The 25,299-nt window shown below is 65.4% G+C and carries 21 protein-coding genes; 13 read left to right on the top strand and 8 right to left on the bottom strand.

Annotation, left to right across the window (positions count from 1 at the left end; genetic code table 11):
• Window positions 1-263: 263 nt before the first annotated feature.
• Window positions 264-803 carry a hypothetical protein gene (locus tag MRBLMC3_RS16540; protein WP_363830604.1) on the bottom strand — a complete coding sequence of 180 codons (540 nt, stop codon included), beginning with the start codon at window positions 801-803 and terminating at the stop codon, window positions 264-266.
• 318 nt (window positions 804-1,121) lie between these two features.
• On the opposite strand from MRBLMC3_RS16540, the gene rpsM reads away from it, so the two are divergent.
• The 13 genes from rpsM (at window position 1,122) to MRBLMC3_RS16475 (ending at window position 16,458) form a co-directional block, all read left to right on the top strand.
• Window positions 1,122-1,490, top strand: a complete 369-nt coding sequence (gene rpsM, locus MRBLMC3_RS16535; RefSeq protein ID WP_097090689.1) for a 30S ribosomal protein S13 — start codon at window positions 1,122-1,124, stop codon at window positions 1,488-1,490.
• Between the two features lie 76 nt (window positions 1,491-1,566).
• On the top strand, window positions 1,567-1,956 hold the full coding sequence (rpsK, locus tag MRBLMC3_RS16530; protein WP_004208752.1) for a 30S ribosomal protein S11: 390 nt from the start codon (window positions 1,567-1,569) through the stop codon (window positions 1,954-1,956).
• 121 nt (window positions 1,957-2,077) lie between these two features.
• The gene (locus MRBLMC3_RS16525) at window positions 2,078-3,142 is read left to right on the top strand and encodes a DNA-directed RNA polymerase subunit alpha (RefSeq protein WP_363830601.1); all 1,065 of its coding nucleotides are present in this window, start codon (window positions 2,078-2,080) and stop codon (window positions 3,140-3,142) included.
• A 245-nt stretch (window positions 3,143-3,387) separates the two neighbouring features.
• Window positions 3,388-3,813 (top strand): 50S ribosomal protein L17, encoded by a 426-nt coding sequence (gene rplQ, locus MRBLMC3_RS16520; RefSeq protein ID WP_133652635.1) that lies wholly within the window; start codon window positions 3,388-3,390, stop codon window positions 3,811-3,813.
• Between the two features lie 111 nt (window positions 3,814-3,924).
• Window positions 3,925-6,198, top strand: a complete 2,274-nt coding sequence (locus MRBLMC3_RS16515) for a prolyl oligopeptidase family serine peptidase (RefSeq protein WP_363830598.1) — start codon at window positions 3,925-3,927, stop codon at window positions 6,196-6,198.
• 240 nt (window positions 6,199-6,438) lie between these two features.
• Window positions 6,439-6,984: a hypothetical protein gene (locus MRBLMC3_RS16510; protein ID WP_363755450.1), complete on the top strand. Its 546-nt coding sequence runs from the start codon at window positions 6,439-6,441 to the stop codon at window positions 6,982-6,984.
• A 91-nt stretch (window positions 6,985-7,075) separates the two neighbouring features.
• Complete coding sequence (locus MRBLMC3_RS16505) at window positions 7,076-7,690, top strand: OB-fold-containig protein (protein ID WP_363830596.1); 615 nt, start codon at window positions 7,076-7,078, stop codon at window positions 7,688-7,690.
• Between the two features lie 9 nt (window positions 7,691-7,699).
• Window positions 7,700-9,415 (top strand): flotillin family protein, encoded by a 1,716-nt coding sequence (locus MRBLMC3_RS16500; protein WP_363830594.1) that lies wholly within the window; start codon window positions 7,700-7,702, stop codon window positions 9,413-9,415.
• Window positions 9,416-9,432: 17 nt separating this feature from the next.
• Window positions 9,433-10,080 (top strand): YoaK family protein, encoded by a 648-nt coding sequence (locus tag MRBLMC3_RS16495; RefSeq protein WP_363830592.1) that lies wholly within the window; start codon window positions 9,433-9,435, stop codon window positions 10,078-10,080.
• A gap of 219 nt (window positions 10,081-10,299) precedes the next feature.
• Window positions 10,300-11,553: a TCR/Tet family MFS transporter gene (locus MRBLMC3_RS16490; protein WP_363738554.1), complete on the top strand. Its 1,254-nt coding sequence runs from the start codon at window positions 10,300-10,302 to the stop codon at window positions 11,551-11,553.
• A 42-nt stretch (window positions 11,554-11,595) separates the two neighbouring features.
• A complete protein-coding gene (gene guaA / locus MRBLMC3_RS16485; RefSeq protein WP_133652629.1) occupies window positions 11,596-13,155 on the top strand; it encodes a glutamine-hydrolyzing GMP synthase in 1,560 nt (519 codons plus the stop codon).
• A gap of 202 nt (window positions 13,156-13,357) precedes the next feature.
• Complete coding sequence (locus MRBLMC3_RS16480; protein ID WP_363830590.1) at window positions 13,358-15,070, top strand: type I secretion system permease/ATPase; 1,713 nt, start codon at window positions 13,358-13,360, stop codon at window positions 15,068-15,070.
• A 5-nt stretch (window positions 15,071-15,075) separates the two neighbouring features.
• Window positions 15,076-16,458, top strand: coding sequence for an HlyD family type I secretion periplasmic adaptor subunit (locus MRBLMC3_RS16475; protein ID WP_363738419.1), 1,383 nt, complete (start codon window positions 15,076-15,078; stop codon window positions 16,456-16,458).
• On the opposite strand, the gene pelF is transcribed toward MRBLMC3_RS16475, so the two are convergent.
• Genes pelF through pelG form a run of 7 tightly spaced genes read right to left on the bottom strand, consistent with a single transcriptional unit; the run spans window position 16,459 to window position 25,287 of the window.
• Window positions 16,459-17,949: a GT4 family glycosyltransferase PelF gene (pelF, locus tag MRBLMC3_RS16470; RefSeq protein ID WP_363738417.1), complete on the bottom strand. Its 1,491-nt coding sequence runs from the start codon at window positions 17,947-17,949 to the stop codon at window positions 16,459-16,461. It lies immediately after the preceding gene.
• Window positions 17,949-18,818, bottom strand: a complete 870-nt coding sequence (locus MRBLMC3_RS16465; RefSeq protein WP_363738415.1) for a hypothetical protein — start codon at window positions 18,816-18,818, stop codon at window positions 17,949-17,951. Before MRBLMC3_RS16465 ends, pelF begins: the two co-directional genes overlap by 1 nt.
• A complete protein-coding gene (locus MRBLMC3_RS16460) occupies window positions 18,815-19,756 on the bottom strand; it encodes a hypothetical protein (protein ID WP_363830589.1) in 942 nt (313 codons plus the stop codon). Before MRBLMC3_RS16460 ends, MRBLMC3_RS16465 begins: the two co-directional genes overlap by 4 nt.
• The gene (locus tag MRBLMC3_RS16455; RefSeq protein WP_363830587.1) at window positions 19,756-21,282 is read right to left on the bottom strand and encodes a hypothetical protein; all 1,527 of its coding nucleotides are present in this window, start codon (window positions 21,280-21,282) and stop codon (window positions 19,756-19,758) included. The genes MRBLMC3_RS16460 and MRBLMC3_RS16455 overlap by 1 nt, the downstream gene beginning before the upstream one ends.
• Window positions 21,279-23,033 (bottom strand): tetratricopeptide repeat protein, encoded by a 1,755-nt coding sequence (locus MRBLMC3_RS16450; protein WP_363830585.1) that lies wholly within the window; start codon window positions 23,031-23,033, stop codon window positions 21,279-21,281. The genes MRBLMC3_RS16455 and MRBLMC3_RS16450 overlap by 4 nt, the downstream gene beginning before the upstream one ends.
• Entirely contained in the window at window positions 23,030-23,893 is an 864-nt protein-coding gene (locus MRBLMC3_RS16445; protein WP_363830583.1) for an endo alpha-1,4 polygalactosaminidase, read from the bottom strand. The genes MRBLMC3_RS16450 and MRBLMC3_RS16445 overlap by 4 nt, the downstream gene beginning before the upstream one ends.
• Window positions 23,890-25,287, bottom strand: coding sequence for an exopolysaccharide Pel transporter PelG (pelG, locus tag MRBLMC3_RS16440; RefSeq protein ID WP_363830581.1), 1,398 nt, complete (start codon window positions 25,285-25,287; stop codon window positions 23,890-23,892). The genes MRBLMC3_RS16445 and pelG overlap by 4 nt, the downstream gene beginning before the upstream one ends.
• Window positions 25,288-25,299 lie beyond the last annotated feature (12 nt).

The following is a 25,299-nucleotide window of genomic DNA, read 5'->3' as shown; positions in this document are numbered from 1 at the left end:
GCGTCGCTCAGCGGCGCGTTCCCCGAATGGACTTGACCGACCCCATTGCTGAACCATGAGACATCGGATCACCTCCTTTCGCTAGTTGAAGCCCCTATAGCCGTTCCCGGATACTGGTCCTTCGCCGTCTATGAAATGATATGTGAATCAGACGGGCCGCCAGTTCAAGGCTTGTAAAATTCTTTTTTCGAATCATACTTCTGCGTCCGCCGATCGCAGGTGATTTACCGTCACGTCGACGCAGTTCACCGGAAATCAAGGACTTAGGCGCGGCAGTCCTCGACGACGCGGCTCACCTCCGCCCAGCTTGGCAGCACCAGCATCTCCATGCCCTGCACCTCGACCGCGAAACGGCCCCGGCTATAGGCGATTTGGTCGAGCGTGGCGTCGCTCGCGGCGCGGATCGCCTGCGTCGCGGCGATGGTCCCGGCGGGGGCGCTTGCGGGCCAGTTGACCGCGCCATAGCTGGTCCGCACCGTCATTGCCGCCTGCGCCGGGCCGGGCCGCAAAAGCGCGATGCGGCGCGTCGCGCGGTCGCAGCGGATGATGAACTTGCTGCTTTGCGCGTCGGCGCCGAACAGGGCGACCGATCCGGCGCCGTCCACCTGATAGCGCCAGTCGCCCGCCGTGGTCGGCCGGTCCTGCCAGTTGGCCGGCGGGGGTGGAGGCGGCGCGGGCCTGGCGACGGGGGCCGGGCGCGGCGCGGGCACGGGCGCAGGTGCGCGCTGCGCAGGCGCGCCGACGCAGGAAGCCAGCACGGCCAGGGCGGCCACGGACAGGATGGAGGGCAGAGTGAAGCGCATCGCGCCTTCATGCCCCAGGGAACAGGATTGCATCAACCCGAAAAGGGCGCGACGATGCGTCGGACGGGTTGGAGATTCAGGGTCGCGGAAGCGCCGGATTTCACCGCTTTCGCGGCCGCCCGTCATTGACAGCCAAGGGCCGAATCGCTAAGGGCACCCCTTCCCGACACGCTCACGAGCGGCAGTGCTGTGGCGCTGGCCGTCTTTTTTGCGTCTTGGGGCCTATCGAATCGGCTGTCGTCTGCCTAAGGACTGCAGCCCTGACGCTTTGAGATGGGGTGGCGCCAACCGCCCCGTGGAGCAGGAGTACAGATTACCATGGCACGTATTGCGGGTGTCAACATCCCGACCAACAAGCGCGTGATCATCGCGCTCACCTACATCCACGGCATCGGCCGTCACACCGCCGTCGCGATCGCCGACAAGCTGGGCATCGACCACAGCCGTCGCGTCCAGGACCTGTCCGACGCCGAAGTCCTGCAGATCCGCGAAGCCATCGACGCCGATCACACGGTGGAAGGCGACCTGCGTCGCGAAACCGCGATGAACATCAAGCGCCTTATGGACCTCGCCTGCTATCGCGGCCTGCGTCACCGCAAGGGCCTGCCGGTTCGCGGTCAGCGCACGCACACCAATGCGCGCACCCGCAAGGGCAAGGCGAAGCCGATCGCTGGCAAGAAGAAGTAATCGTTGAGGGTCAGCCCCTTCGGCTCGGCCCTCCGGTCACTTCCGCTTTTAACGATTTCAGTAGGATTAGAGCAAAATGGCACGCGAACCCCAGCGCATCAAGCGCCGCGAACGCAAGAACATCTCGGCCGGCGTCGCGCACGTCAACGCCAGCTTCAACAACACCATGGTGACGATCACCGACGCCCAGGGCAATGCGATCAGCTGGTCCTCGGCCGGCATGATGGGCTTCAAGGGCAGCCGCAAATCGACCCCTTACGCCGCGCAGGTCTGCGCCGAAGACGCCGGCCGCAAGGCGGCCGAACATGGCGTGCGCACCCTGGAAGTCGAAGTGAAGGGTCCGGGATCGGGCCGTGAATCGGCCCTGCGCGCGCTGCAGGCCGTTGGCTTCCACATCACCTCGATCCGCGACGTGACGCCGATCCCGCACAACGGCGTGCGTCCTTCCAAGCGCCGCCGCGTCTGATAACGACGCGCGGCTTGTCGGCGGGCGGCGGACGCGTCGCCCGCTCACCCATCTGCATCGGTCGGAACGTCCTGTCGGGTCAGGATTTTGAACGTTTCGGCCACATCCCCAGGGGAAATACATGACTGTCAACATGAAGAACTGGCAGGAATTGAAGAAGCCCAACAGCCTTGAGATCAAGGTGGCGGGCGACGGCAGGCGCAAGGCGACCTTCGTCGCCGAACCGCTGGAGCGCGGCTTCGGCCTGACGCTCGGCAATGCGCTGCGCCGGGTTCTTCTCTCCTCGCTCCAGGGCGCGGCGGTCACCTCGATCAAGATCGAGAACGTCCTCCACGAATTCTCCTCGCTCGCGGGCGTGCGTGAGGACGTCACGGACATCGTCCTCAACATCAAGCAGGTCGCGCTCAAGATGGAAGGCGACGGTCCCCGCCGTCTCCAGCTGTCCGCCACCGGCCCTGCCGAAGTGCGCGCCGGCGACATCACCACCGTGGGCGACATCGAAGTGATGAACCCCGACCTGGTGATCTGCCATCTGGACCAGGGTGCGACCCTGAACATGGAGCTGACCGCCGACGTCGGCAAGGGCTATGTCCCCGCCGTCGCCAATCGCCCGGCCGATGCCCCGATCGGCCTGATCCCGATCGACGCGCTCTATTCGCCGGTGCGCCAGGTCGCCTACAAGGTCGACAACACCCGCGTCGGCCAGGAACTGGACTATGACAAGCTGTCGCTGACCGTCGAGACCGACGGCACCGTGACGCCCGAGGACGCGGTGGCCTATGCCGCGCGCATCCTTCAGGACCAGCTCCAGCTGTTCGTCCATTTCGAGGACGCCCTGCCCGCTTCCGCTCCGGCTACGGGCGCCGCCTCCGGCGCTTCGGCTGGCGAAGGCGAGAGCGACGCGAACCAGATCAACCGCTACCTGCTCAAGAAGGTGGACGAGCTGGAACTGTCGGTCCGCAGCGCCAACTGCCTCAAGAACGACAACATCATCTATATCGGCGATCTGGTCCAGAAGACCGAGGCAGAGATGCTGCGCACCCCGAATTTCGGTCGCAAGTCGCTGAACGAGATCAAGGAAGTGCTGTCGTCCATGGGCCTGCGCCTGGGGATGGACATCCCCGGCTGGCCGCCGGAAAATATCGAGGAAATGGCCAAGAAGCTCGAACAGGAGCTGCTGGGCTGAGACGAAGCGAGCCGCGCAGCGCAGCAGCGCGGCGGTTCGCAAAGCGAATGCGAACGACCGGCCAGCGACGCATGGCGTCGACTGACGTCACGGGATTTACTGCCGTGACGGTCCGCCGGACGATCGAAAGGGCATAGGGCGGCGGCCCTTGAACGCCGCCTGGTCTGGGGTACCAGAGGGCGCCCATCGAAATAGCATTTCGATGGGACCCGCTAGACGGCCCCTTAACGAACGAAGGAAGAAAAATGCGTCACAAGGTTGGTCATCGCAAGCTGCAGCGCAGCGCCGGGCATCGCAACTCGCTGCTCCGCAACCTCGCCGCCTCGCTCATCAAGCATGAGCAGATCCTGACGACCACGCCCAAGGCGAAGGAACTGCGTCCTTACGTCGAGAAGCTGATCACCCTCGCCAAGAAGGGTGGCCTGTCGAACCGTCGTCTGGCCCATTCCCGCCTGCAGGACGACGCGCAGCTCACCAAGCTGTTCGAAGTCCTGGCCGAGCGCTACAAGGACCGCAACGGCGGTTACACCCGCGTGATCAAGGCCGGCATCCGCGCTTCGGACGCGGCGCCGATCGCGATCATCGAACTGGTCGACCGCGACGTCGATGCCAAGGGGCAGGATTCCGGTCCGGTCCAGGGCGCCGATGCCGATGAGCTGGAAGCGGCGTGATCGGCTGATACCACTGCTTCGAAAGTGGTAATTTGATTTCGGAACAGGCCGTGGCTTGATAAGAGCCACGGCCTGTTTCGTTTGTTTTCATGGGGATGGAAGTTGGAGAGGATGCGCGCCCTTGGCTGCCTGGCTCTGGCGTCGCTGCTGCTGCTTGCCCTCCCCGCCGGAGCAGAGCCGGGCGCAGGTCCGATTGCGCCCGGAGACCAAGCAAACATAGCGCGCAACCTGGCCGCTGCGAGCGGTTCGGGAAGCAAGCTTCCGGAGACGGCATATCGTCCGCGCGGCAATGACGGCGATCTGCACGGCCATGGCCTGCGCTACCCCGAGGCGAGGCGGATTGACCTGATCGAGGATCATTTCGGGGTCAAGGTGAGCGATCCCTATCGCTGGCTGGAAAAGGAGCCGCGCGACGATCCTGCCGTCCGCGACTGGGTGGGACAGGAAAACCGCCTCACCCGCCGTTACATTGACGGCTTGCCGGGGCGCGAGATCCTCAAGAAACGAATGCAGGCGCTGTTCGCCCATGGCCGCTACATGATCCCGCGCAAGGCGGGGGGGCGCTACTTCTACGGCTATAACAAGGGGCTCCAGAACCAGACGCCGCTCTATGTGCGCGACGGACTGAACAGCGCGCAGCGATTGCTGATCGATCCCAATGCCTGGGCGGAGGACGGGTCGGACGCGCTGGCGGAATGGGCGCCCTCGCCCGACGGCCGCTTCCTGCTCTATGCCGTGCAGGAGGCGGGCAGCGACTGGCGCACGCTGAAGGTTCTGGACGTCGCCTCGGCCCGGCCGCTCGACGATGTCGTGCAATGGGTGAAATTTTCCCAGCTTGCCTGGGACGGGCAAGGGCAGGGTTTTTTCTATTCGCGCTTCGACGCGCCGCGGGATGGCGCCGGGTCGCAATCCGCAACGGTGGGGCAACAGCTCTATTATCACCGGCTCGGCACGGCACAGGCGCAGGACCAGCTGATCTACGCCACGCCCGATCAACCGCGCCTCAGCCATACGGCGCAAGTGACGCAGGACGGGCGCTGGCTGGTCATCAGCAGCTTCCAGGGCACGGACCCGCGCCGGGAGCTGCATCTGGCCGAACTGACGGGCGGCAGGGTGAAGATACGCCCGCTGGTGAAGGGCATCACCAATGACTGGCGACTGATCGGCAGCCGGGGGTCGACGCTCTACTTCATCACCGACCAATATGCGCCGCATTTGCGCGTGGTTTCGATCGACGCTCGCTTCCCCCGGCGCAGCAGCACACAGGTGGTGGCCGAACGCATGGATACGCTGGCGGGCGGGTCGCTGGTGGGGGACCGGCTGATCCTCGCCTATCTGTCCGATGCGGAAAGCGTGGCGGAACTGGTCGACCTCAGCGGGCGGAAGGTCAGCGACGTGCCGCTGCCGGGCACGGGCACAGCGGCGGGCTTCGGCGGGCGCGACGGCGACCCGGAAACCTTCTTCAGCTTCTCGGGCTTTGCCACGCCATCGAGCATCTACCGCTTCGACACGGCGACGCTGCGCTACGAGCTGTTCGCCCGGCCGGAACTGCCCTTCAATCCCGACGACTACGGCATTGAACAGATCAGCTATCCGTCGAAGGACGGCACGATGATCCCGATGACGGTCATCCGCAAGAAGGTGCTGGCCCTTTCCAGAACGCCCGCGCCGACGATCCTGTACGGCTATGGCGGCTTCAACATCGCGCTGACGCCTGGTTATTCGGCGACGCGCATGGCGTGGCTGGAGCAGGGCGGCGTCTATGCCATCGCCAATCTGCGCGGCGGCGGCGAGTTCGGCAAGGCATGGCATGATGCGGGCCGGCTGGCCAACAAGCAGAATGTGTTCGACGACTTCATCGCGGCAGGCGAATATCTGAAGGCCAATGGTTATACCACGAAGGACGGCCTCGCCATCGAGGGGCGGTCCAATGGCGGGTTGCTGGTCGGCGCGGTGGTGAACCAGCGGCCCGACCTGTTCGCCGCGGCACTGCCCGCGGTGGGCGTGATGGACATGCTGCGCTTCGACCGCTTCACCGCGGGCCGCTACTGGATCGACGATTATGGATCGCCGGACCGGGAAGAGGATTTCCACCTGCTTTACGCCTATTCGCCCTATCACAACATCATAAGCGGCAAGGACTATCCGGCGATCCTCGTCACCACGGGCGATACCGACGACCGGGTGGTGCCGGCGCACAGCTTCAAATATGCCGCGGCGCTGCAGGCGGCGGAGCTGGGGCCGAAGCCCCGCCTCATCCGGATCGACACCAGGGCGGGGCACGGCGCTGGCAAGCCTGTGGACAAGTTGATCGACGAATATGCCGACAGCTATGCCTTTGCCGCCTATTACACGGGGCTGAAACTGAGCGCACAGCCGCAATAGCCGCAACCGTCCGACGCGGCGCCTGGCGGTCCGGTGGACCGGGCCGGCGCTTAGCCATGGCGACACACCCGGCGTTCAGGCCCCCGACAGCCACAACCGCCTAGAGCGATTTCCAAGCGATCGGAACCGATCGCTGATTAAGAAATCGCGGCAAACAAGGAATTCGGAGCGGCTATCTGATTCAATCGGATCGAAACCCGCTCTAGCCATCGGCAAGATTTGCGTTGAGGGACGAGGGCCATGAACAAGATGAGGTGGATGACAGGGTCGCTGATCGCGCTGGGCCTGCTGACGGGCGGCATCGCATCGGCGCAGCCCTATCGACCGGGGCAAAGCGCGCCGCAGGAACAGGACGGGCTGTCGGACGAAGCGCAGCCGCCGGCCGATGACGCCGCCCCGGATGATCGCCCCGGCCAGGCGCGTGCCGACGATGATTTTTCCGACGTCGTGGCGGCGGATCAGGATCATGCCGACGCCGCATCCCCCGGCCGCGACGGCAGGCAGGACGATCTGGCCGAGGCGCGCCCCTCCGACCAGGAAGGGGAGGATGCGATCACCTATTGCGCCCTCGCCGCCCGCGACGAGGCCGAACGGGACGGCGGCTTTGCCGAGGTACGGCAGGTGCAGGAGCCCCGCGAGACGCGCAACGGCTATGATGTGGAGGGCGATGTCGAGGTCCGATCCGGCTGGCGGGCGCAGGACGGCCGGCCGCGCCACTTCACCTGCTCGGTGCAGAATGGCCGGATCGCGGACCTCTATTTCGGACGGGATCGCGCCGCCCGCTAAGCGCGCTCGGTTCGCCGCAGCGCCGCCACGCTTTGCCCTATCCCCTTTTTCGTCAATATATTAGCATTGACGCGAATCAGGGGAGACAGGGGTGGCCGCGTTTCTTTTCGCGACCGAGAATATCGTTTTCGTCTCGGCGATCGTGCTCATGCTGCTCATAGGGGCGGTGCAGGCCATCGGCATCGCGGGCGATTTCGATCTCGACATTCACGGCGACGCGGATCTGCTGGGCTGGCTGGGGCTGGGCTGGCTGGGGCTGGGCCGTCTGCCGCTGTTGATGCTGCTCGCGATCTTCCTGGCGCTGTTCGGCATGATCGGGCTGATCGGACAGCATCTGCTGCTTGACTTCGCCGGCGCCATGCTGTCGCCGCTGATCGCCGCGCCCGCCGCCTTCCTCGCCAGCCTGCCCTTGACCGGCTTTGCCGCGCGGTGGCTCCCCCCCTTGCTTCCCCGCGACCAGAGCAGCGCCGTTCCGCTGGACGCGCTGACCGGCAGCTTTGCCCGCATCGTCACCGGCGTGGCGCGCAGCGGCTCCCCCGCCCGCGCCCGGGTCGAGGATGCCTATGGCCAGGCGCATTATGTCATGGTCGAACCCGACAATGCCGGCCAGACGCTGGAAGAGGGCGAAACCATCCTGCTGGTCCGCCGGGAGGACCATGTCTTCCGCGCCATATCGCATGGCGACCATTATCTGCCCCGCCTTTAGGAGTATTCCATGAATTTGCCCGCCGTGCAGGAGAGCTTTTCGCTCATGCCCTACCTGATCATCTCCGGGACGGGGCTTCTCCTCCTGATCGTGCTCGGCGTCGTACTGGCGCGGCTCTACAAGCGGGCGTCGAAGGAAATCGGCTTCGTGCGAACCGGCTTTGGCGGAGAGAAGGTGGTGATGAACGGCGGTGCGCTGGTGCTGCCGATCTTTCATGAGACGATGCCGGTCAACATGAACACGGTGCGGCTGGCGGTGGAACGCAAGAACAGCGACGCGCTGATCACGCTGGACCGCCTGCGCATCGACGTGAAGGCGGAATTCTATGTCCGGGTGAAGCCCGATGCGCAGTCCATTGCCACCGCAGCGCAGACGCTGGGCGCGCGGACGATGAATCCGGAGGCGTTGAAGGAACTGGTCGAGGGCAAGTTCGTCGACGCGTTGCGTTCCGTCGCCGCGGGGATGACGATGAACCAGTTGCATGAGCAGCGCAGCGAGTTCGTGCAGAAGGTGCAGCAGGTGTCGTCCGTCGATCTCGCCATGAACGGGCTGGAGCTGGAGAGCGTGTCCCTCACGGGTCTGGACCAGACCTCGATCGAGCATTTCAACGCCAATAATGCGTTCGACGCAGAGGGCCTGACCAAGCTGACCGAGCAGATCGAACTGCGCAAGAAGTCGCGCAACGACATCGAGCAGGAAACCCGCGTCCAGATCGAGACCAAGAATCTGGAAGCGGAACGCCAGTCGCTGCTGATTTCTCGCGACACCGAATTCGCCCGGCTGGAGCAGGAACGCGAGGTCGAGATGCGCCGCGCCGTGCAGGCGGCGGAGGTGGCCCGCGAACAGTCGCTGCGCCAACAGGAGGCGGACCAGGCGCGCATCGAGGCGAAGAAGCTGGTCGACAGCCAGCAGATCGAGGCCGACCGCGCCGTGCAGCAGGCCCGCATCGCGCAGGAACAGGCGCTGGAGCTCGCCCGGCAGGAGCAGCAGATCGCCGTGCAGAACAAGAGCCGCGAGGAGAGCCAAGCCAAGGCGCAGGCCGACGAAGCCCGCGCCAAGGCGGTCGCCGCCGAGGAGCAGGTCCAGACCTCGCGCCAGACCGAGATTGCCGAACGCACCAAGCGCATCGAGTTGATCGACGCGGCGCGGGAAGCCGAGCGCGCCGCCATCCAGGTGCGGGTCGAGGCGGAAGCGGAGAAGCAGGCCGCGGCCGACCGTGCCGAGGCGCTGCGCCTGGCGGCCGAGGGCGAGGCGGAAGCCGCCAAGCTGCGCGCCGAGGCGGACCGGGTCCGTTTCGAGGTCGAGGCGGCGGGTCAGCGCGCGGTCAATGAGGCCGCGAATATATTGTCGTCGGACCAGATGTCGCTGCAGACGAAGATGGCCCTGCTCAAGGTGCTGCCCGATCTGGTGCGGGAGGCGGCCAAGCCGATGGAGGCGATCGATTCGATCAGGATCGTGCAGGTCGACGGGATTACCGGCTCACATGGGGACGGCGCGACGGTGATCGCCGGCGGCGAACAGAACCTGGCCAATGCCGCGGTTTCCGCTGCCCTGCGTTACCGGGCGCAGGCACCGGTGATCGACGGCCTGATGAAGGAATTGGGGCTGGATGGCTCCAGCCTTGATTCGCTGGTGAAGGGCGCGGTGGAGCCCGCTTCGGCGTCCTTCGCCCCGATCGTCGTCGAACCCGTGGACGGCGAGCGCGTGGCGCCACCCCGGCCCTGATCGAACGAGCCCGGACCATGCGTGGATATGATGCTTCCCGCCACATGCTGGCCATCGCGCTTGCGGCGCAGGCGGGGTTCATCGACGCATTGGGTTTCCTGAAGCTCGGTGGGCTGTTCGTCTCCTTCATGAGCGGCAATTCCACCCGGCTCGGCGTGGGGCTGGCCGCCGGCGCGGCGGTCTCGGGGATGGCGGCCGGATTGATCGGGGCCTTTGTCGGCGGCGTGCTGGCGGGCGCGCTGGTCGCGCGGCGAGCGGGGCGCTGGCGCAAACAGGCGGTGCTGGGCCTGGCGACCGCACTGCTGCTCTGCGCCGCGCTGCTCGCCCTGCCCGAGAGGCCGGGCACGGGGCTGACGCTGCTGATGGCGGCGGCGATGGGCGCGGTGAACAATGTCTTCCAGCGCGACGGGGAGGTCAGCATCGGCGTCACCTATATGACCGGCGCGCTGGTGAAGCTGGGACAGCAACTGGCGGTGGCGCTGAGCGGTGGGCCGCGATGGACTTGGCTGCCCTATCTAATGCTGTGGCTGGGGCTGGTGGCCGGCGCTATGACCGGGGGCGGGCTTTTCGCGATGATGGGCCTCCACGCACTGTGGATCGCCGTTGCATTTTCCGGACTGCTGCTGTGGTGGAGCGGTCATTTGGGTCCGGTCGACCTGGCATGACGGGCGCGGCGCCCAGGGCGGGTTCGGTCCAGCGAGATCGAAACGGGGCCCGGGATTTCTGCCTTCCGCGATTTCTTAGCCAGCGATCGCTTGGAAATCGCTGTAGAGCGTGTTGCAAGCAGAAGGAATCATCCGCCGGATCGAAAAACACGCCAAAAACAACTTTCTATGGCATTTGATCCGTTACGACCAGAAGCGGAACGGCACCAGGAGTCTATCATGCCCCCCCGCCCAACCCACCGCCGCAAGGCTGCGATCGCCTTCATATTGGTGACGGCGCTGCTCGACGTGATGTCGATGGGGATCATCATCCCGGTACTGCCGCAACTGATCGAGACGCTTTCGGGGTCCAGCAGGTCGGCGGGGATGTGGAACGGGCTGTTCGTGGCCTTGTGGGCCGGGATGCAGTTTCTCTGTTCGCCGGTCATCGGCTCGCTGTCCGATCGGTTCGGGCGGCGGCCGGTCATCCTGATCTCGGTCGCGGGACTGGCGCTCGATTTCCTGCTGATGGCGGTCGCGCCCAATCTCTGGTGGCTCGCGGCGGGGCGGCTATTGGGGGGCGTGACCTCGTCCAGCTTCACCTCCACCTTCGCCTATATGGCCGATATCACCCCGCCCGAAGGGAGGGCGCGGGGCTATGGGCTGATCGGCGCGGCGTTCAGCGGCGGTTTCGTGGCGGGGCCGCTGCTGGGCGGCGCGCTGGGAGAGGTTTCGCTGCGGGCCCCCTTCTGGGCGGCGGCCGGCCTGTCCGCCCTTGCCTTCTTCTACGGGCTGTTCGTGTTGCCGGAGTCCCTGCCCCGCGACAAGCGGATGGATTTTTCCTGGAAACGGGCCAATCCCTTCGGCGCCCTGCGACTGCTGCGGTCGCATCCGGAACTCTCCAGCCTGGCGATCGTCAATTTCCTGCTCTTTTTCGCGCATCACCTCTTCTCCGCCGTGTTCGTGCTCTATGCGGGCGACCGCTATGGCTGGGGGGCGTGGCAGGTCGGCGCGCTGCTTGCGCTGGCCGGCATTCTGGACATGGGCGTGCAGGCTTTGCTGGTCGGGCCGGTGGTGAAGCGGCTGGGCGACCGCACGACCATGGTGATCGGGCTTGCCTTCGGCGCGATCGGCCTGTCGGCGATGGGACTGGCGCCGACCGGCTGGCTGTTCGTCGCGGCGATGTTCCCCAACGCGCTCTGGGGGCTCGCCATGCCGACGATCCAGTCGCTGATGACGCAGCGCGTGTCGGAATCCGAACAAGGCCAGTTGCAGGGGGCGAACAACAGCGTGGGTTCCATCGCAGGCATAGTGTCGCCGCTGTTCTTCGGCACCCTCTATTCCCTGTCGGTGGGCCCGAAGCCGCTGCTGCCCTTCATCGGCAGCGCTTTCCTGATCGCTGCGGCGGTGCTGGCGAGCGGGGCCGCGCTGGGATGGGCGGCGGGGCGGCGCGACGACGCGGCTTCGCTGGACAAGGGGGCGCAAGCGCACTAACCGGGCGCGAATCCCTTCCTCTGGTCAAATAAAGGCGATTCGATGACGCTGCCCCTTCAGGATTCCATCCTCATCGTGGATTTCGGCAGCCAGGTGACGCAGCTGATCGCCCGCCGCGTGCGCGAGGCCGGCGTCTATTCCGAGATCGCCCCGTTCAACAGCGCCGCCGAAGCATTCGACCGGTTGAAGCCGAAGGGTATCATCCTTTCCGGCGGCCCGTCTTCGGTGATGTGGGAGGACAGCCCCCGCGCGCCGCAGCATTTCTTCGAGGCGGGCATTCCGATCCTGGGCATCTGCTATGGCCAGCAGACGATGATGCAGCAGCTGGGCGGCAATGTCGAAGGCGGTGAGAGCGGCGAATTCGGCCGGGCCTTCATCGAGGTGAAAAAGGGCTGCGCGCTGTTCGACGGCCTCTGGACGGAGGGCGAGCGCCACCAGGTGTGGATGAGCCACGGTGACAAGGTGACGAGCCTGGCGCCGGGTTTCGAAGTGGTCGCGGTCAGCGAAGGCGCACCCTACGCCATCACGGCCAATGAGGAAAAGCGCTTCTACGCGACGCAATTCCACCCGGAGGTCGTGCACACCCCGGACGGTGCGAAGCTGCTTGCCAATTTCGTGCGCCATGTCTGCGGCCTTGCCGGCGACTGGACCATGGCGGAGTTCCGCGCGACCAAGATTGCCGACATCCGCGCGCAGGTGGGCGAAGGCCGGGTGATCTGTGGTCTGTCGGGCGGGGTCGACAGCGCCGTTGCCGCCGTGCTGATCCATGAGGCGATCGGCGATCAGCTGACCTGCGTGTTCGTCGACCATGGGCTGATGCGCCTGGGCGAGGCGGAGCAGGTGGTGAGCCTGTTCCGCGAGCATTACGGCATCAAGCTGGTCCATGCGAATGCAGAGGAGCGCTTCCTGGGCGGGCTGGCGGGCCTGACCGATCCGGAGAAGAAGCGGAAGTTCATCGGCGGCGAGTTCATCGCCCTGTTCGAGGAAGAAGCGAAGAAGATCGGCGGCGCGGACTTCCTGGCGCAGGGGACGCTCTATCCCGACGTGATCGAATCGGTGAGCTTCACCGGTGGGCCTTCGGTGACGATCAAGTCGCACCATAATGTGGGCGGCCTGCCCGAGCGCATGAACATGAAGCTGGTCGAGCCGCTGCGCGAGCTGTTCAAGGACGAAGTGCGCGCGCTTGGCCGCGAACTCGGCCTGCCGGAGATTTTCGTCGGGCGGCATCCCTTCCCCGGCCCCGGCCTTGCCATCCGCATTCCGGGCGAAGTGTCGAAGGAACGCTGCGATATCCTGCGCAAGGCCGACGCCATCTATCTGGAAGAAATCCGCAATGCCGGGCTGTACGACGCGATCTGGCAGGCCTTTGCAGTGCTGCTGCCGGTCCGCACCGTGGGCGTGATGGGCGACCACCGTACCTATGACAGCGTCTGCGCGCTGCGGGCGGTGACCTCCACCGACGGCATGACGGCGGACATCTATCCCTTCGACGCCGCCTTCCTCAGCCGGGTGGCGACGCGGATCATCAATGAGGTGAAGGGCATCAACCGGGTGGTCTACGACTACACCTCGAAGCCTCCGGGTACGATCGAGTGGGAATGATTTTCGCCAGTACCGATTGACGGCGGCCCGCTGAACATCTGTTCCAGCGCGGCACAAGCCGTCGACTATGCTGATTGATATATTTACCGAAACTTGCCGGAATATTATGGTCCAGGCACAAGATATAGGTCGCATGATTTAGCGTCAGCTTTCGAGAAACGGGGGCGGTATGTTGCTTGATCTGCATGAACCGGCAGCCCCCATGAAAGCCGCACTATCTTCGTGCAGGCGACATTTCCTGTCTTCGCTGATCTTCAGCGCCTTGATGAACCTGCTCTACATCGGGCCTGTTCTGTACATGTTGCAGGTCTATGACCGTGTCGTGGCAGGACAGGGCAGGCTGACGCTGCTTTTCCTGACAATCATCATCGCGGTGGTCATCGGCACCCTGTCGCTGCTGGAACTGGTCCGGTCGCGCCTGTTGGTACGGGCGAGCATCCGGCTGGACCGGCAATTGGCGGGCCTGCTGCTCGACACGACGCTGAGGGCGCGCGGATCGACCGGCGAGACGATGAACAAGCAGGTCCTGCGGGAATTCGACACGCTGAGGCAGGCGCTGACCGGCCCGACCATCCTGTCGATCTTCGATTTTCCCTGGAGCCCGGTCTATGTCCTCGTCTGCTTCCTGATCCACCCTGCCATTGCCGCTCTGGCCGTGGTGGGCGGCGCCGCCTTGCTGTTCATCGCGCGACGTAATGAAAAGGGCACCAACGCGCCCTTGAAGCAAGCGAACGAAGCCGCCAATAAGGCCTATGTCAGCCAGGAACAGACGCTTGCGGGCGCGGAGGTGATTCGGGCGCTCGGCATGCGGAATGCGCTGGTGCGGCGCCATCTGCTGGAACGGCAGACGATGCTCGACCTTCAGGCGAGCGCCAGTTTCGCAGGTGGCCATTATGTTGCGATCAGCAAGTTCATCCGCCTGATCCTGCAGTCGCTGGCGCTGGGCCTCGGCGCCTGGCTGGCGATCAACAACCAGATTTCGGCAGGTGCCATCTTTGCCTCGTCCTTCCTTGTCGGACGCGCCCTCTCCCCCATCGACCAGTTGCTCGGCGCCTGGCGTAGCGTCGTCCATGCGCGGGCGAGCTATGCGACGCTCAATGACCTGCTGGCGACGCGGGAAGCAGATATCGCCCTGACCCAGCTCCCGCCGCCCAGCGGCCATATCGCGGTCGAACATCTCACCCATTTCATTCCCGGCCAGGAACACCCCCTGTTGGCCGATATCAGCTTTGCCGTCGAACCGGGCGAAGTCGTTGCCATTGTCGGTCCCAGTGGCGCGGGCAAATCGACGCTGCTGCGCATGCTGTCCGGCGCGGCGCGGCCCCTGCGCGGATCGATCCGCTATGACGGCGCGAATGTGCAGGATTGGGATACGGAAAGGCTGGCGGCCTTCATCGGCTATCTGCCGCAGGACACCGCACTGTTCGCCGGCACGATCAAGGAGAATATCGCTCGATTCCGGAATTTCCTGTCCGACGATGGCGAAGCCATCGACAATGCGGTGATCGAGGCGGCCCGATTGAGCGGTGCGCACGACCTGATCCTGCAAATGCCGGGCGGATATAATCGGACGCTGGGCTGGGGAGGACGCGGACTTTCGGCCGGCCAGGCCCAGCGCGTGGGATTGGCGCGCGCGCTTTATGGCAAGCCGCCCCTGGTCTTCCTGGACGAACCCAATGCGCATCTCGATGCCGAGGGAGAGGTGCGGTTGGTCGCCACGCTGGACGACCTCAAGAAGAAAAAGGCCTCCGTCATCATCGTCGCCCACCGGATGGGGATATTGGGAGTCGTCGACAAGATCATGGTGATGCGCGACGGAAGGCTGGAGACTTTCGGCCCGCGCGATGAGGTGCTGGGACGGCTGAAGGCCATCCAATCGGAAGAAAAACCCGAGGCACAGAGGGCGGAGGGATAGGCACCATGGGGGACATCGAACTCAGCGACGCCAGCGGCGCCATCCGCCTGACCTATCCAGCCAGCCATGAGACGCCGGTGATCGACGACCGGCCCGACCGGGACATGCGGACCGGCATCATCATCGCGTTCCTGTTTTTCGTCGTCTTCCTGGGCTGGGCCGCCTTTGCCCGGCTGGACGCCGCCGCCTATGCGCAGGGACGGCTGACCGTGGAGGGTCAGCGCCAGTCCGTCCAGCATCGCGACGGCGGCGTGATCGGCGCCATCTTCGTCAAGGAAGGGCAGCATGTCCGTCAGGGCCAGCCGCTGATGGAACTGGCGGCCGCGGATGTGCGGGCGCAGGCGCGCATGTACAGCGCGCAATATATCGGATTCCAGGCACAGCGCGCGCGGCTGATGGCCGAGCAGCTTGGTGCCGGTCATGTCGAATGGCCCGCCGAATTCGCGACGCTTCAGGGACAGGAAAAGGAGGATGCGCAGGAGGCGATCAAGCTTCAGACGACCCAGTTCGACAGCCGCGCCTCCGTGCTGACGGCGCAGACCGGCGTCCTGCACGAACAGGCCGGCCAGGTGCAGGAAACAGCGCGCGGATACAGGTCGCAACTGGCAGCATCGGCGGAGCAGGCCCGGCTGATCGGCGAGGAACTGGACAGCCTGCGCGACGTGGCGGAGAAGGGTTTTGTTTCCAAATCCCGTATCCGGGCACTGGAACGCGCGCGCGCCGACCTTCATGGGCAAGAGGGGCAATATTCGGCCAGCATTGCTCGGTCTGGCGCGGAGGCCGGCGAAAACCGCCTGAAGGCTCTGGAAGCGGAAAAGGCCTATAGGGAGCGGGCCGCGTCCGAACTGCGCGACGTCGAATTTTCGCTGAACGAGATCGCCCCCAAATTTCGCGCGGCCAAGGATCAACTGGCGCGGCTGGCGATCCGCGCGCCCGCGACCGGCATCGTCGTCGGTCTGAGCGTTTTCACCGTGGGCGGCGTGATCGCACCGGGCCAGAAGCTGATGGACATCGTACCCGACCATGCGGGCCTGGTCATAGAGGCTCGCATTTCGCCGGAAGATATTGACGACCTGAAGGTGGGCCAGGACGCCCAGATACGCTTCAACAGCCTGCATGAGCGCGACCTGCCGATCATGGACGGCCGGATCACCCGGCTGTCGGCGGACAGTTTCCAGGACGAGAAGACCGGCCAATCCTTCTACACCGGGGAAATCACGGTCCCGTCGAAGGAACTCGACATCATCCGCAGCAGGCGCGGAGAGGATTTCAATCTGAAGGCCGGAATGCCGGTCCAGGTGCTGGTGCCGCTTCGTGCCCGGACCGCCCTGCAATATGCGCTGGAGCCGCTTACCCAATCGCTGTGGCTCTCCTTCCGGGAACATTGATCATTGCAGTTCCGAAAAACGGGCCTGGGCGCCCAGCATGCTGTAGATATGCCGATATTCCGCGATGATGGCGCGCCTGTCATAGTCCTTGACCACGCGATCGCGTAGCGCTTCGCCCATGGCGCGGCGCAGCGACGGCGCGCGCAACAGGCGGAGGATGGCGGCCGCCGTTCCTTCCGGATTGACCAGTTCGGTGACGATGCCGCCGGGCCGATCCACGTCGGGCGAGCGCCCTTCGATCATCTCTCGGCAACTGCCTACATCGGGTGCGACCACCGGCACGCCACATGCCCCCCCTTCCAATATGACCAGCGGCTGGGCTTCCGACAGGCTGGTGAGGACAAGCAGGTCTATGCGCGGCAACCATTCGGCAACCTGGACGCGCCCGGCAAATTGTACCGCATTGCCGATGCCAAGTTCCTTGACGAGCGCCTTGCAATCGGCGGCATAGTCGGGATCCTCGTCCATCGGGCCCAATATGGCGAAGCGCACTTCAGGCATTTCCGCCAGGACGAAGCCGGCCGCCCGGACGAAGGTCTTCACATCCTTGATCGGTACCACGCGTCCGATCAGCGCCACCAGGGGGCGCGCCGGATCGCCCATGCGCTCGATATGGCAGAAGCGGTCGGCCTCGATACCGTTGGGAATGACCCTCAATCGCTCTTGCCGGGCGCCCAACCGCCGCTGCGTCTGGTTGTTGGCGCCATAGAGCGCGATGATCGGATCGCAGGCATCATAGCAGGCGCGCGTATAGGTCTGGAACACCGCCAGCCACAGATCGCGCAGGTCATGCCCTTCCCGGTCGAGCGTCAGTCCGGTTTCGATCTGGTCGCCGATCCAGTCCGCCATCATGATCTCTATCTGGCGCTCCAGCATGTAGATGCCATGTTCGGTGATGAAGGCGGGCTTGCCGGTTTCATAGGCGGCACGCGCCGCCAGGAGGCCCGCAAAGCCGGTGGAAATGGTGTGATAGACCCTGGCCCGGGGCAATGGCGCCAGCAGCATCTTGAGCAAGCCGCCCAGCAGCACCCGCATTGCCCAGAAGAAATGATGAAAGGATGCGGAACGGAAGGCCTTTTCATAATAATGGGTGAAGAGGTCAAATATCTCCGGATTGGACAACAGATCGCCCGCGGCCGGCGGCGGATTCAGTTTCCCGATCTCCTGCCGCAGCCTTATCAGGTCATCCTTTCCTCCCGTCGACAGGAAGGCGAGCAGCAACCGGCCGATGCGCTTCACCTGCGGCGCCGGATAGCGGCGCGGCAGGCACGGTTCGATCAGCAACGGGACTTCGATCACCTCGACGACATTGGGCGGCGGCGTCATTCGCCAGGGCTGTTCCATCGACCCGGCCTTGATCGCGACCAGGGAAAATCGCAGGTCGGGCATGGACAGGACCAGATCCTGCAACCAGTTCGATACGCCGCCGATGACGAAAGGATAGGCGCCCTCAACGATCAGGCATACATCGCTGTCCGCACGGTCGGGCATCAGGGCGACAGCTCCATCCGGAAGCTGCGAATGGGCCTGGACTGCGCTTCCCTGTCCTGTTCCATCGTCCGCCGGACATGGGCCCGCGCCGTGCGCAGCGCCCGGCGGCGAATGTCCGTGGCGGACAGTTGTTCGGTGATTTCATCCAACTTCCGGCAGGCATCCTGACAGAGGCGCGCCCGCTGAGACTGGGGCAAAAGCTGGTTGAAACAGCCATGGTCGGCGAGCAGCATCGCCAGCGCATAGCGGTCGTCCGGATCCTGCGCCGGCGCGATGCGCGCCTGCAATTCGCTGATCTGCAGGGTCAGATTATAGCTGACCTGCGCCGCGGCGGCCGCAGCCAGGGCGCGGATGGTCTGATCCTCATCGGACAGGGCCATGACGATCAGCGGGGAAAGCCGCGGTTCGAACGAGGTCACGGCCGTTTCCAACGCTCTGTAGCGCGCCTGCAGGCTGCCGTGGCGCAGGATCGTAGCCAATGATCCGATTTCATCGCAATCGGGATAGCGTACCCGCTCGTCGAGTATCCGTCCCAGCCGCTCGACCGGCGAAAGGGCATTGCCGATCCGATAGCGGCCGATGCGGATATTGCTGTAGACGATCTGCTTCCTGCGCCTGGAACTGCCCGCCAGCGGCGCCATCAACAGGCACAGCAACATGCCCGGCGCGCCCAGCGCCGCGCCGACCGGCAAGGCGAAGGATTGCAACGCGCTCATTCCGTGCAGCCTTCGCACCACGATCAGCAGCGTGGCGATGGCGAGCGCCATATGCATCGGCGCGAACCAGTAAATGGATGTGGCCCCCGCCAACAGCGCCTGGGCCAGCAGGAGAAGATCGATGATCGAACCAAGGGCGAGCAGCGCGATCACGCCACCTTCTCTTCGGGCATCTGCCATTTGGCATGGAAAGCAGGCTCCCGCCCGAAGAGCGCGCAGCTCTTGCCGAGCAGATCGGTGACCTGCAGCAATTGCGCCCTGTAGGCTGCGGTGACCCTGCTCACATTGTGAATGATGATGATCCCGACCAGTTGATCCCTTGCCCCCATGATCGGCAAGGCGATGGCGCCGACCTGTGCCAGAATGGCTTGATCCGCCGGATCGTCATTCTGCAACACCCTGGGTTTTGCGAACATGGCCTCGGCCAGCATCGACCTGCTGAGGTCGCGTGCCTGGCCCGAAGTCGCCCTGCCGCAAAAGCGGGCGACGACCTGGCTCCCGCGCACGTCGTAGAAGGTGAAGTCCTCGGTCCGGGCGACCAGTGCGATCATGCGGGCGACGGCATCGATCTGATGTTCGGAATCGGATCCCGACAGGTCGAGACCGGCCGCAATCGCCTCGACAACCGTCCGCTGTTCGGTTGCGATCCGCACCTGGAGCCTGCGGTTGGTGTCCGCCAGGCGCGCCATCACCTTGGCCAGCTTCTCCCGGTCGCGCAGCATGGCCTGGTGCTGCCGCTTTTGATCGGCGATCCGGTTGCGTCTGCTGGCCGTCACCTCGCCGACGATGAGCGCCGCCACCATCCAGAGCATCGGCTGGATGGACAGGCGCAGTTGCTGCTCCAGATGATCTGCCGATCCGGACCAGATGTTCGCCTGGCAGAGCCAGATCGCCGAAGCGATTGCCCCCGCCACCAATCCCATACCCGTCCCATAGGCAATCGCCATGACCAGCACCGGCAACCAATAGGGATTGGGGTTCAGACCGGAATAAGCGTCACCATGCGACAGCCCGTGGTCGATCGCGATCAATATCGCGAACAGGACCAGCATTTCTGCGCCTTGCAAAAGGATGGGCTGCCTCTTCAGCATCAATGTCTCCCCAGATAGCGCGTCAGCGCAATGCGCAGATAAAGCTGCCGTCCCGAAATGCCGGGCCGGCTGATGGAACTCACGCCACCGCTCGCCTGCAGGCGCCAGCCGTCACTGAGCCGCCCTGTGGCGCTGATATTGGCGGTCGGGCCGTTGGTCTTGCCCTTCCGGTCGAAGGTCCAGCCGGCGGCACCCGTCAACTGCCACCGGGTCCAGGACATGCCGGACACCAGTTGGAAGCTGTGATTCTCCCGGTCGCTCAGCGGAATATAGGCGAGGCCGTTCGGCCTTATGCCGGTGTGATCGACATATTCGGCGTCCAGCCGATAGCTGAACGCCAGCGACGGCTTGCCCCGCCGCAGCAGATAGTCGAAGCCGCCCGCCGCGGTGAAGCTGCGCGTCCGCGCACCGGTGCCTCTCAGCCCATAGCCGTTCCAGGCGCCGTCCGCCTGCACCACCAGTTCCGGCGTCAGGCGGATCGTGCCGCCGAGCCCGGCGCGGCTGATGTGGCCGCCGAAGGTCGACTGTTCAGGCGTGGCGAGATCGGGCAGATGATAAGCCAGCACCAGCCGCCCCTGCCTTTCGGGCGGCCCCGCGAACAGGCGCAAACCGGCGCCGGCGACCTTTTCGTCAAGCTGGGCGCTGCCCTGCAGTTCCAGCCGCGAGACAGGCCCGAGGTTGATCGTGGCAAACAGGTCGCCGATGGTGGAGCGGGATGTGCGGTTGCTGAGAATGCCGGTGGGTCCATAGACCGTGTCGGCTTCCGAGCGGAACCAGCGCAGACCTGCCCCGGCGGAGATTTGGGCGTCGAGCGGTATCATGCCGTTGAGACCGCCCTCCGCCTGCCAGAAGACCTTGCCCCCGCGCAACGTCAGCGCCGCTGCGACATTGCCACCCGCTTCCGCCAGGGTCTGCCGTGCGAAGGGGTCGTCCGCCGCCAGATTGCGGTAGCGCCCCGCCCCCAGCGCCAGCGCGCCTTCGGCAATTTCCATATCGGCCAGCAGGCGCTGAATCCGCTTGTCGTCGGGATGCGCGGCCGCCAGCGGCGCAAGCCGCCGCCGCGCCAGATCGGAATAGCCGGCGGCTGCATCGGCCTGCGCCCTGGCTATGGCGAGTTCGACGTCCATGTCGGGCGAGGGGGACGGGCTGGCGACGGTGGGCGCGGCTGGGGACTGCGATTCCGGAACGAAGCGGACGCGCAGCTTTCGCGCTTCGGCGACGGCCTCCAGCCGACGTCCGGCTGCGGCGCGCAACAACAGGCTGTTGTCGTTCCAGCGCAGATCGGCGAGGTCGTCGCCCGCCATGCTGGCGAAATCCTTCAGCCTCTCATCCGCTATCGGCCGATCGAAGCGGACAACCAGTTCATAGCCATTATTTTCCAGTTGCAGATGCACGTCCCCGCTCCATTGCAGGTCGACCGTTCGCACCTCGGCCGAAGCCGAAACGCCGGTATCGGGCGGCAGCGCCGCGACGAGCAAGGGCAGCGGCGGCGCTGGCAGCAGAAGGGCGGCGACAAGTGGCGTCACGACCGCAGCACCTTTCTTGCCCGTCCAGGATCACCGGAGGCAATCAGCAGCCGCGACAGCATGATGTCCAGCCTGCGGTTGCCGGGCGATACCCGACGCAACATTTCCACCAGCGCCATGGCGTCGGCCGTGCGCCCCAGCCGGTTCAGCAGATCTGCCCGATCGATCGATGGCGGCGTGATGGCCAGAAGCCGTTCCAGCCAGGGCCGGGCGGCGACATCTCCCTTCAACTTCGCCTGCGCGTCCGCCATCAGGCGCAGCGCGGCCCGGTCATCGGGTCGATCCCGCAAATAACCCTGTAAATAGCCCACGGCTTCCTCCGCATTTCCCCTGTCCCAGCCATCCCAGGCCAGGCTCAGGCGGTCGGACGGCTCCCCCTGCCCCGCCGCGATCCGGGCGCGGGCCAGGGCAAGCGCATAGTGCCCGGCCCTGTCCGCCGGAACGGTGGCCGTGGCGGCGGCCTTGAGCTGCCTGGCGGTCAATGGGCGGCCGTCAAGCAACCCGTCCAGCGCCCGCGCCGCCGCCACACGATCCCGCGCTGCATTGGCAAGCGCGATGCGCTGCACGAGCATGTCGCTGCTATCCGCCGCCGGGCGGGATTCGACGAAGGCCAGCGCCTTGGCGGGCTGTTCCCGCTCGATATAGGCAGCCAGCCAGCGCGGGTCGGCCGACGCGCGGGACCGCAACCAGTCCAGATCCTCCCCCGTCGGGCGCGGCCCCATCAGATAAAGCATGCGCGCCGAAGCACCCCCGTCACCCGCTTCCCGGGCCGATTGCTGCCTGAGCAGCGCAATGGCGTCGGGGCGGAAACCCTTTTCCAGCAGCCGCTGGGCGATGGCGGGACGATCGGCGCCCCTGGCGGAGGCCTGAGCGAGCAGATATTGCCGAATGCCCTGCGGATTGCCCGACGCCATGACGATGCTCTCCCGCGCGGCATCGCGGCCGGACGGCAGCAGGGCTGCGTAGCGCAGCGCCGATCCGGTATCGCCGGACCGTTGCGCCAATGTCATGGCCAGCCAGGGATTGTCGGCGCGCCAGCCGGGCGTACCCACCCGGTCGATGCGGGATATCAGGTCATAGCGCTGCGCCGTGTTCGCCCATGATGCCAGATCGAGTGACTGCGCCTGGCTGAGCGGCGGGATCGCCCCATGTTCGGCGGCGGTGATCAACAGCTCGGGCGTGGCAAGGGCATAGGCCGCCTCCACGAGATCCTGTGGCGGCGCGTTTCCGGGCGTCATGACGGCAGACCGCAACAGGTCGGCGGCACCCGCCATGTCGCCGGTCTTGCGATGCAGGTCGAAGCGCAGGCGCCAGAGAGCAGGAGCAGCGCGATCCGGGCGGCTTTCCAGAAAGGTGAGGGCGACGTCCGGCCGGCCGGCGGCCATGATGTCATAGCTGACCCGGTCGGTCGCGACAGGGGCGCCGTTCTTTGCCAATGCGTCGGCGATCGCCGAAAGCGTGGAGGCGCTGCCCGTGGCGGACGATGCCGCCATCAGGCGCTGAAGATCGGGCGATGCCAGCCGCCTGCCTTCGGAAAAGCGCTGCATCAACTGGGCGACACCGGGCGGCGGCAGGGGAATGGCGGCGGGCGGCGGCGAGAATGTGCCCCGGCGTATGGCGTCTGCGATCTGCCAGCGATTGGGCATCAGCACGAGCGTGGCGGCAAGCAGCACGCCTCCCCCCAGGATCGGTCCGAGGAAAACCATGTTCGGCTTGCGTAGCGCCTGAATATTGATGGCTCTGAGATTCATGGTCGGGGCTCCGGAATGAGCCGGTCGAGGGCCAGGGTGGATACATAGGGCTGGAACCCGGCGGCGCGTTCACGCGCATAGAGGCTGGCGACGGTCGCCTCGTCCTGAGGATCCCAATAATCGAGCGTGGCGAGGACCAGGCGCGGGTTGAGCTGGCGCGCGGCGAGCAGATGCCCGGCCTGCCACGCCCAATCGTCCGCGGATGTCATTTCATAGCGCCCATCCGCGAAGTTCCAGCGGGATGCCATGGCCTCCCCCAGCACCAGGTCGATCCGGGTCGCAACCGCGGGCAGTAACGCATAGCCGCGGTTCATCATGATGGTGATGCCCGGAAACCGCTCCCGAATGGCCGCCACCAGCCGGGCGGCGGCGGCGGTCATGCCTTTGTTCCGGTCGGCGTCCTGCCGTTCCAACGCCTCCGCATTGTCGAGCGTGTCCATGAAGATGCCATCATAGCCCTTCTCCAGGATTGCCGGCACCAGCCGGTCGAGCACCAGCTTCGTCCAGGTGGGATCGCGCAGGTCGACAAGGCGTGCATCGGGCCAGTTGGGATTGGGTTGGCGCAGCGCTCCCGCCCTTTCCAGTTCAGGGACGAAGGGACGCCCCCCATGGACTTCACCCATGCTGATATAACCGAGCAAGCGGCTCCCCTCGGCCCGCAGCGGGGTCACGGGGCGCGGGAAATCGGGTTCGAGCACGAGCAGCCTGAACCGGCGGGCAACAGCCGGATCGGTGACGTGGCCATAGTCCACGCCCCAGGCCCCGGCATGGTCGGTGTTGGGGACCGCTCGCGCCGACAGGCCGAATACCATCAGCGACAGGGCGAACAGGTCGCGGCGGCGAAGAGAGGCCGGGCTCATGGCCAGAACCTCGCATTGCCGACCACCGCCGGATTGTTGCCGACGAATAGGAGATAGGTGAGGTTGCCGGTGGCCTGCGCCACCAGCGCCACCGCCAGCGATGCGCCGGTGACGGCCCCCGCCAGATAGCCGAAGCCGAAACCGGCAAAGCCCAGATCGCGCAACAGCCACGTTCCGATGGCGCTGGCGATCAGGAAACTGCCCCAGACGACGACGATCCGGCCGGTGAGGTCATAATAGGAAAGGATGATGCTCATCTGGATGACGACGAGGTGAAAGACCACCCCCACCGCGGTCAGGCGAAAACCGAATATGGCCCGCGCATTAAGGTCCAGCAGCCGAACGATCTCCGGCGCGAAGACCCAGCAGAAACTGGCCAATATCGCCTGTTCGACCACCAGCAGGCGCAGATCCAGCCGGATCGTGCTGCCCACCTTCCGTCGGGCTTTTTCGATCCGGCGCCAGTTGGCCGTGCCCGTGCAATGCGCCATCAGTTCGGCAAAGGCGCGGTCGAACCGCGTTTCCGTCGTCACCAGGATGAGCGTCAGGCCCGGGATCATCGTCAACAGGCCAAGGAAGCTGGCCTGGTCGTTGATCGGATTGACCCTGAGCGCGCCGACTGCCTGGATGCTTCCCGGCGCCCACCAGAGCAGCCATTTGTCGATCCAGATGGCCAGCGCATTGGCGAGGCCCGCCACCCCCAGCGCCACCACGCCGGGCGTACGGCCGATCCAGTCGAGCCGCCAGCCGGGGCTGCCCGGAAAATCGTCCCTGATCGCCTTGACCAGCAGTGCCAAGGTCACCACCAGGCCGGCGGCGATAGTGGCCAGCACGGCTGATGGCGTCATCGGCCGAACAAGGGCCAGGCAGATGGCGGCCATGGCAATGCCCGAGAGATAGGCAAGGAAGATCGACCCATGCCGCGACGTCGCATGGAGGAAGGGGCTGGCGATCCAGATCTGGGCGAACAGGGCAAGGATGGCCGTCGCCAGCAGGAACTGGTCCGGGCGCATGGCAGCAGCGAGACCGAACAGCACATCGCCCGCGATCAGCGCCGCAATGGCGGCCAGCACCATCGCAACCATCAGGATCGATGGAATGGCGTCCCGCTCGCCGAGGTAGAAGCGATCCGATGCCATGCGCGTGGCGATCATCGCCAGGGGCGCGGTGACGACGGTCGACACGCCAAAGGCATAGACCAGGCTTGTCTGGACGATCACATGGTCGGCAGGTTGCATGACCGAGCGGGTCCAGCCCTGAAGCAGGAATATGGCGCAGGCGGTTATCAGCCACGGACCGGAGCTGATGACAGCGCCCTGGAAAGTGGCGCGGGCGATGCCGCCCAGCCCCTCCTCCCGCGCTATCCGATCCAGCCTGAAACCGATCCCTGCCATGTTCCCGCCCTC

It is taken from the genome of Sphingobium sp. LMC3-1-1.1 (genome assembly GCF_040676285.1).
Classification (GTDB): Bacteria; Pseudomonadota; Alphaproteobacteria; order Sphingomonadales; family Sphingomonadaceae; genus Sphingobium.
This window is presented reverse-complemented; position numbering and strand designations above follow the sequence as displayed.

Bases quoted from the DNA above. Each gene is read 5' to 3' on its own strand.
- MRBLMC3_RS16540 (WP_363830604.1), bottom strand. From the start codon at position 803: ATGCGCTTCACTCTGCCCTCCATCCTGTCCGTGGCCGCCCTGGCCGTG.
- rpsM (WP_097090689.1), top strand. From the start codon at position 1,122: ATGGCACGTATTGCGGGTGTCAACATCCCGACCAACAAGCGCGTGATC.
- rpsK (WP_004208752.1), top strand. From the start codon at position 1,567: ATGGCACGCGAACCCCAGCGCATCAAGCGCCGCGAACGCAAGAACATC.
- MRBLMC3_RS16525 (WP_363830601.1), top strand. From the start codon at position 2,078: ATGACTGTCAACATGAAGAACTGGCAGGAATTGAAGAAGCCCAACAGC.
- rplQ (WP_133652635.1), top strand. From the start codon at position 3,388: ATGCGTCACAAGGTTGGTCATCGCAAGCTGCAGCGCAGCGCCGGGCAT.
- MRBLMC3_RS16515 (WP_363830598.1), top strand. From the start codon at position 3,925: ATGCGCGCCCTTGGCTGCCTGGCTCTGGCGTCGCTGCTGCTGCTTGCC.
- MRBLMC3_RS16510 (WP_363755450.1), top strand. From the start codon at position 6,439: ATGAACAAGATGAGGTGGATGACAGGGTCGCTGATCGCGCTGGGCCTG.
- MRBLMC3_RS16500 (WP_363830594.1), top strand. From the start codon at position 7,700: ATGAATTTGCCCGCCGTGCAGGAGAGCTTTTCGCTCATGCCCTACCTG.
- MRBLMC3_RS16495 (WP_363830592.1), top strand. From the start codon at position 9,433: ATGCGTGGATATGATGCTTCCCGCCACATGCTGGCCATCGCGCTTGCG.
- MRBLMC3_RS16490 (WP_363738554.1), top strand. From the start codon at position 10,300: ATGCCCCCCCGCCCAACCCACCGCCGCAAGGCTGCGATCGCCTTCATA.
- guaA (WP_133652629.1), top strand. From the start codon at position 11,596: ATGACGCTGCCCCTTCAGGATTCCATCCTCATCGTGGATTTCGGCAGC.
- MRBLMC3_RS16480 (WP_363830590.1), top strand. From the start codon at position 13,358: ATGAAAGCCGCACTATCTTCGTGCAGGCGACATTTCCTGTCTTCGCTG.
- MRBLMC3_RS16475 (WP_363738419.1), top strand. From the start codon at position 15,076: ATGGGGGACATCGAACTCAGCGACGCCAGCGGCGCCATCCGCCTGACC.
- pelF (WP_363738417.1), bottom strand. From the start codon at position 17,949: ATGCCCGACCGTGCGGACAGCGATGTATGCCTGATCGTTGAGGGCGCC.
- MRBLMC3_RS16460 (WP_363830589.1), bottom strand. From the start codon at position 19,756: ATGCTGAAGAGGCAGCCCATCCTTTTGCAAGGCGCAGAAATGCTGGTC.
- MRBLMC3_RS16450 (WP_363830585.1), bottom strand. From the start codon at position 23,033: ATGAATCTCAGAGCCATCAATATTCAGGCGCTACGCAAGCCGAACATG.
- MRBLMC3_RS16445 (WP_363830583.1), bottom strand. From the start codon at position 23,893: ATGAGCCCGGCCTCTCTTCGCCGCCGCGACCTGTTCGCCCTGTCGCTG.
- pelG (WP_363830581.1), bottom strand. From the start codon at position 25,287: ATGGCAGGGATCGGTTTCAGGCTGGATCGGATAGCGCGGGAGGAGGGG.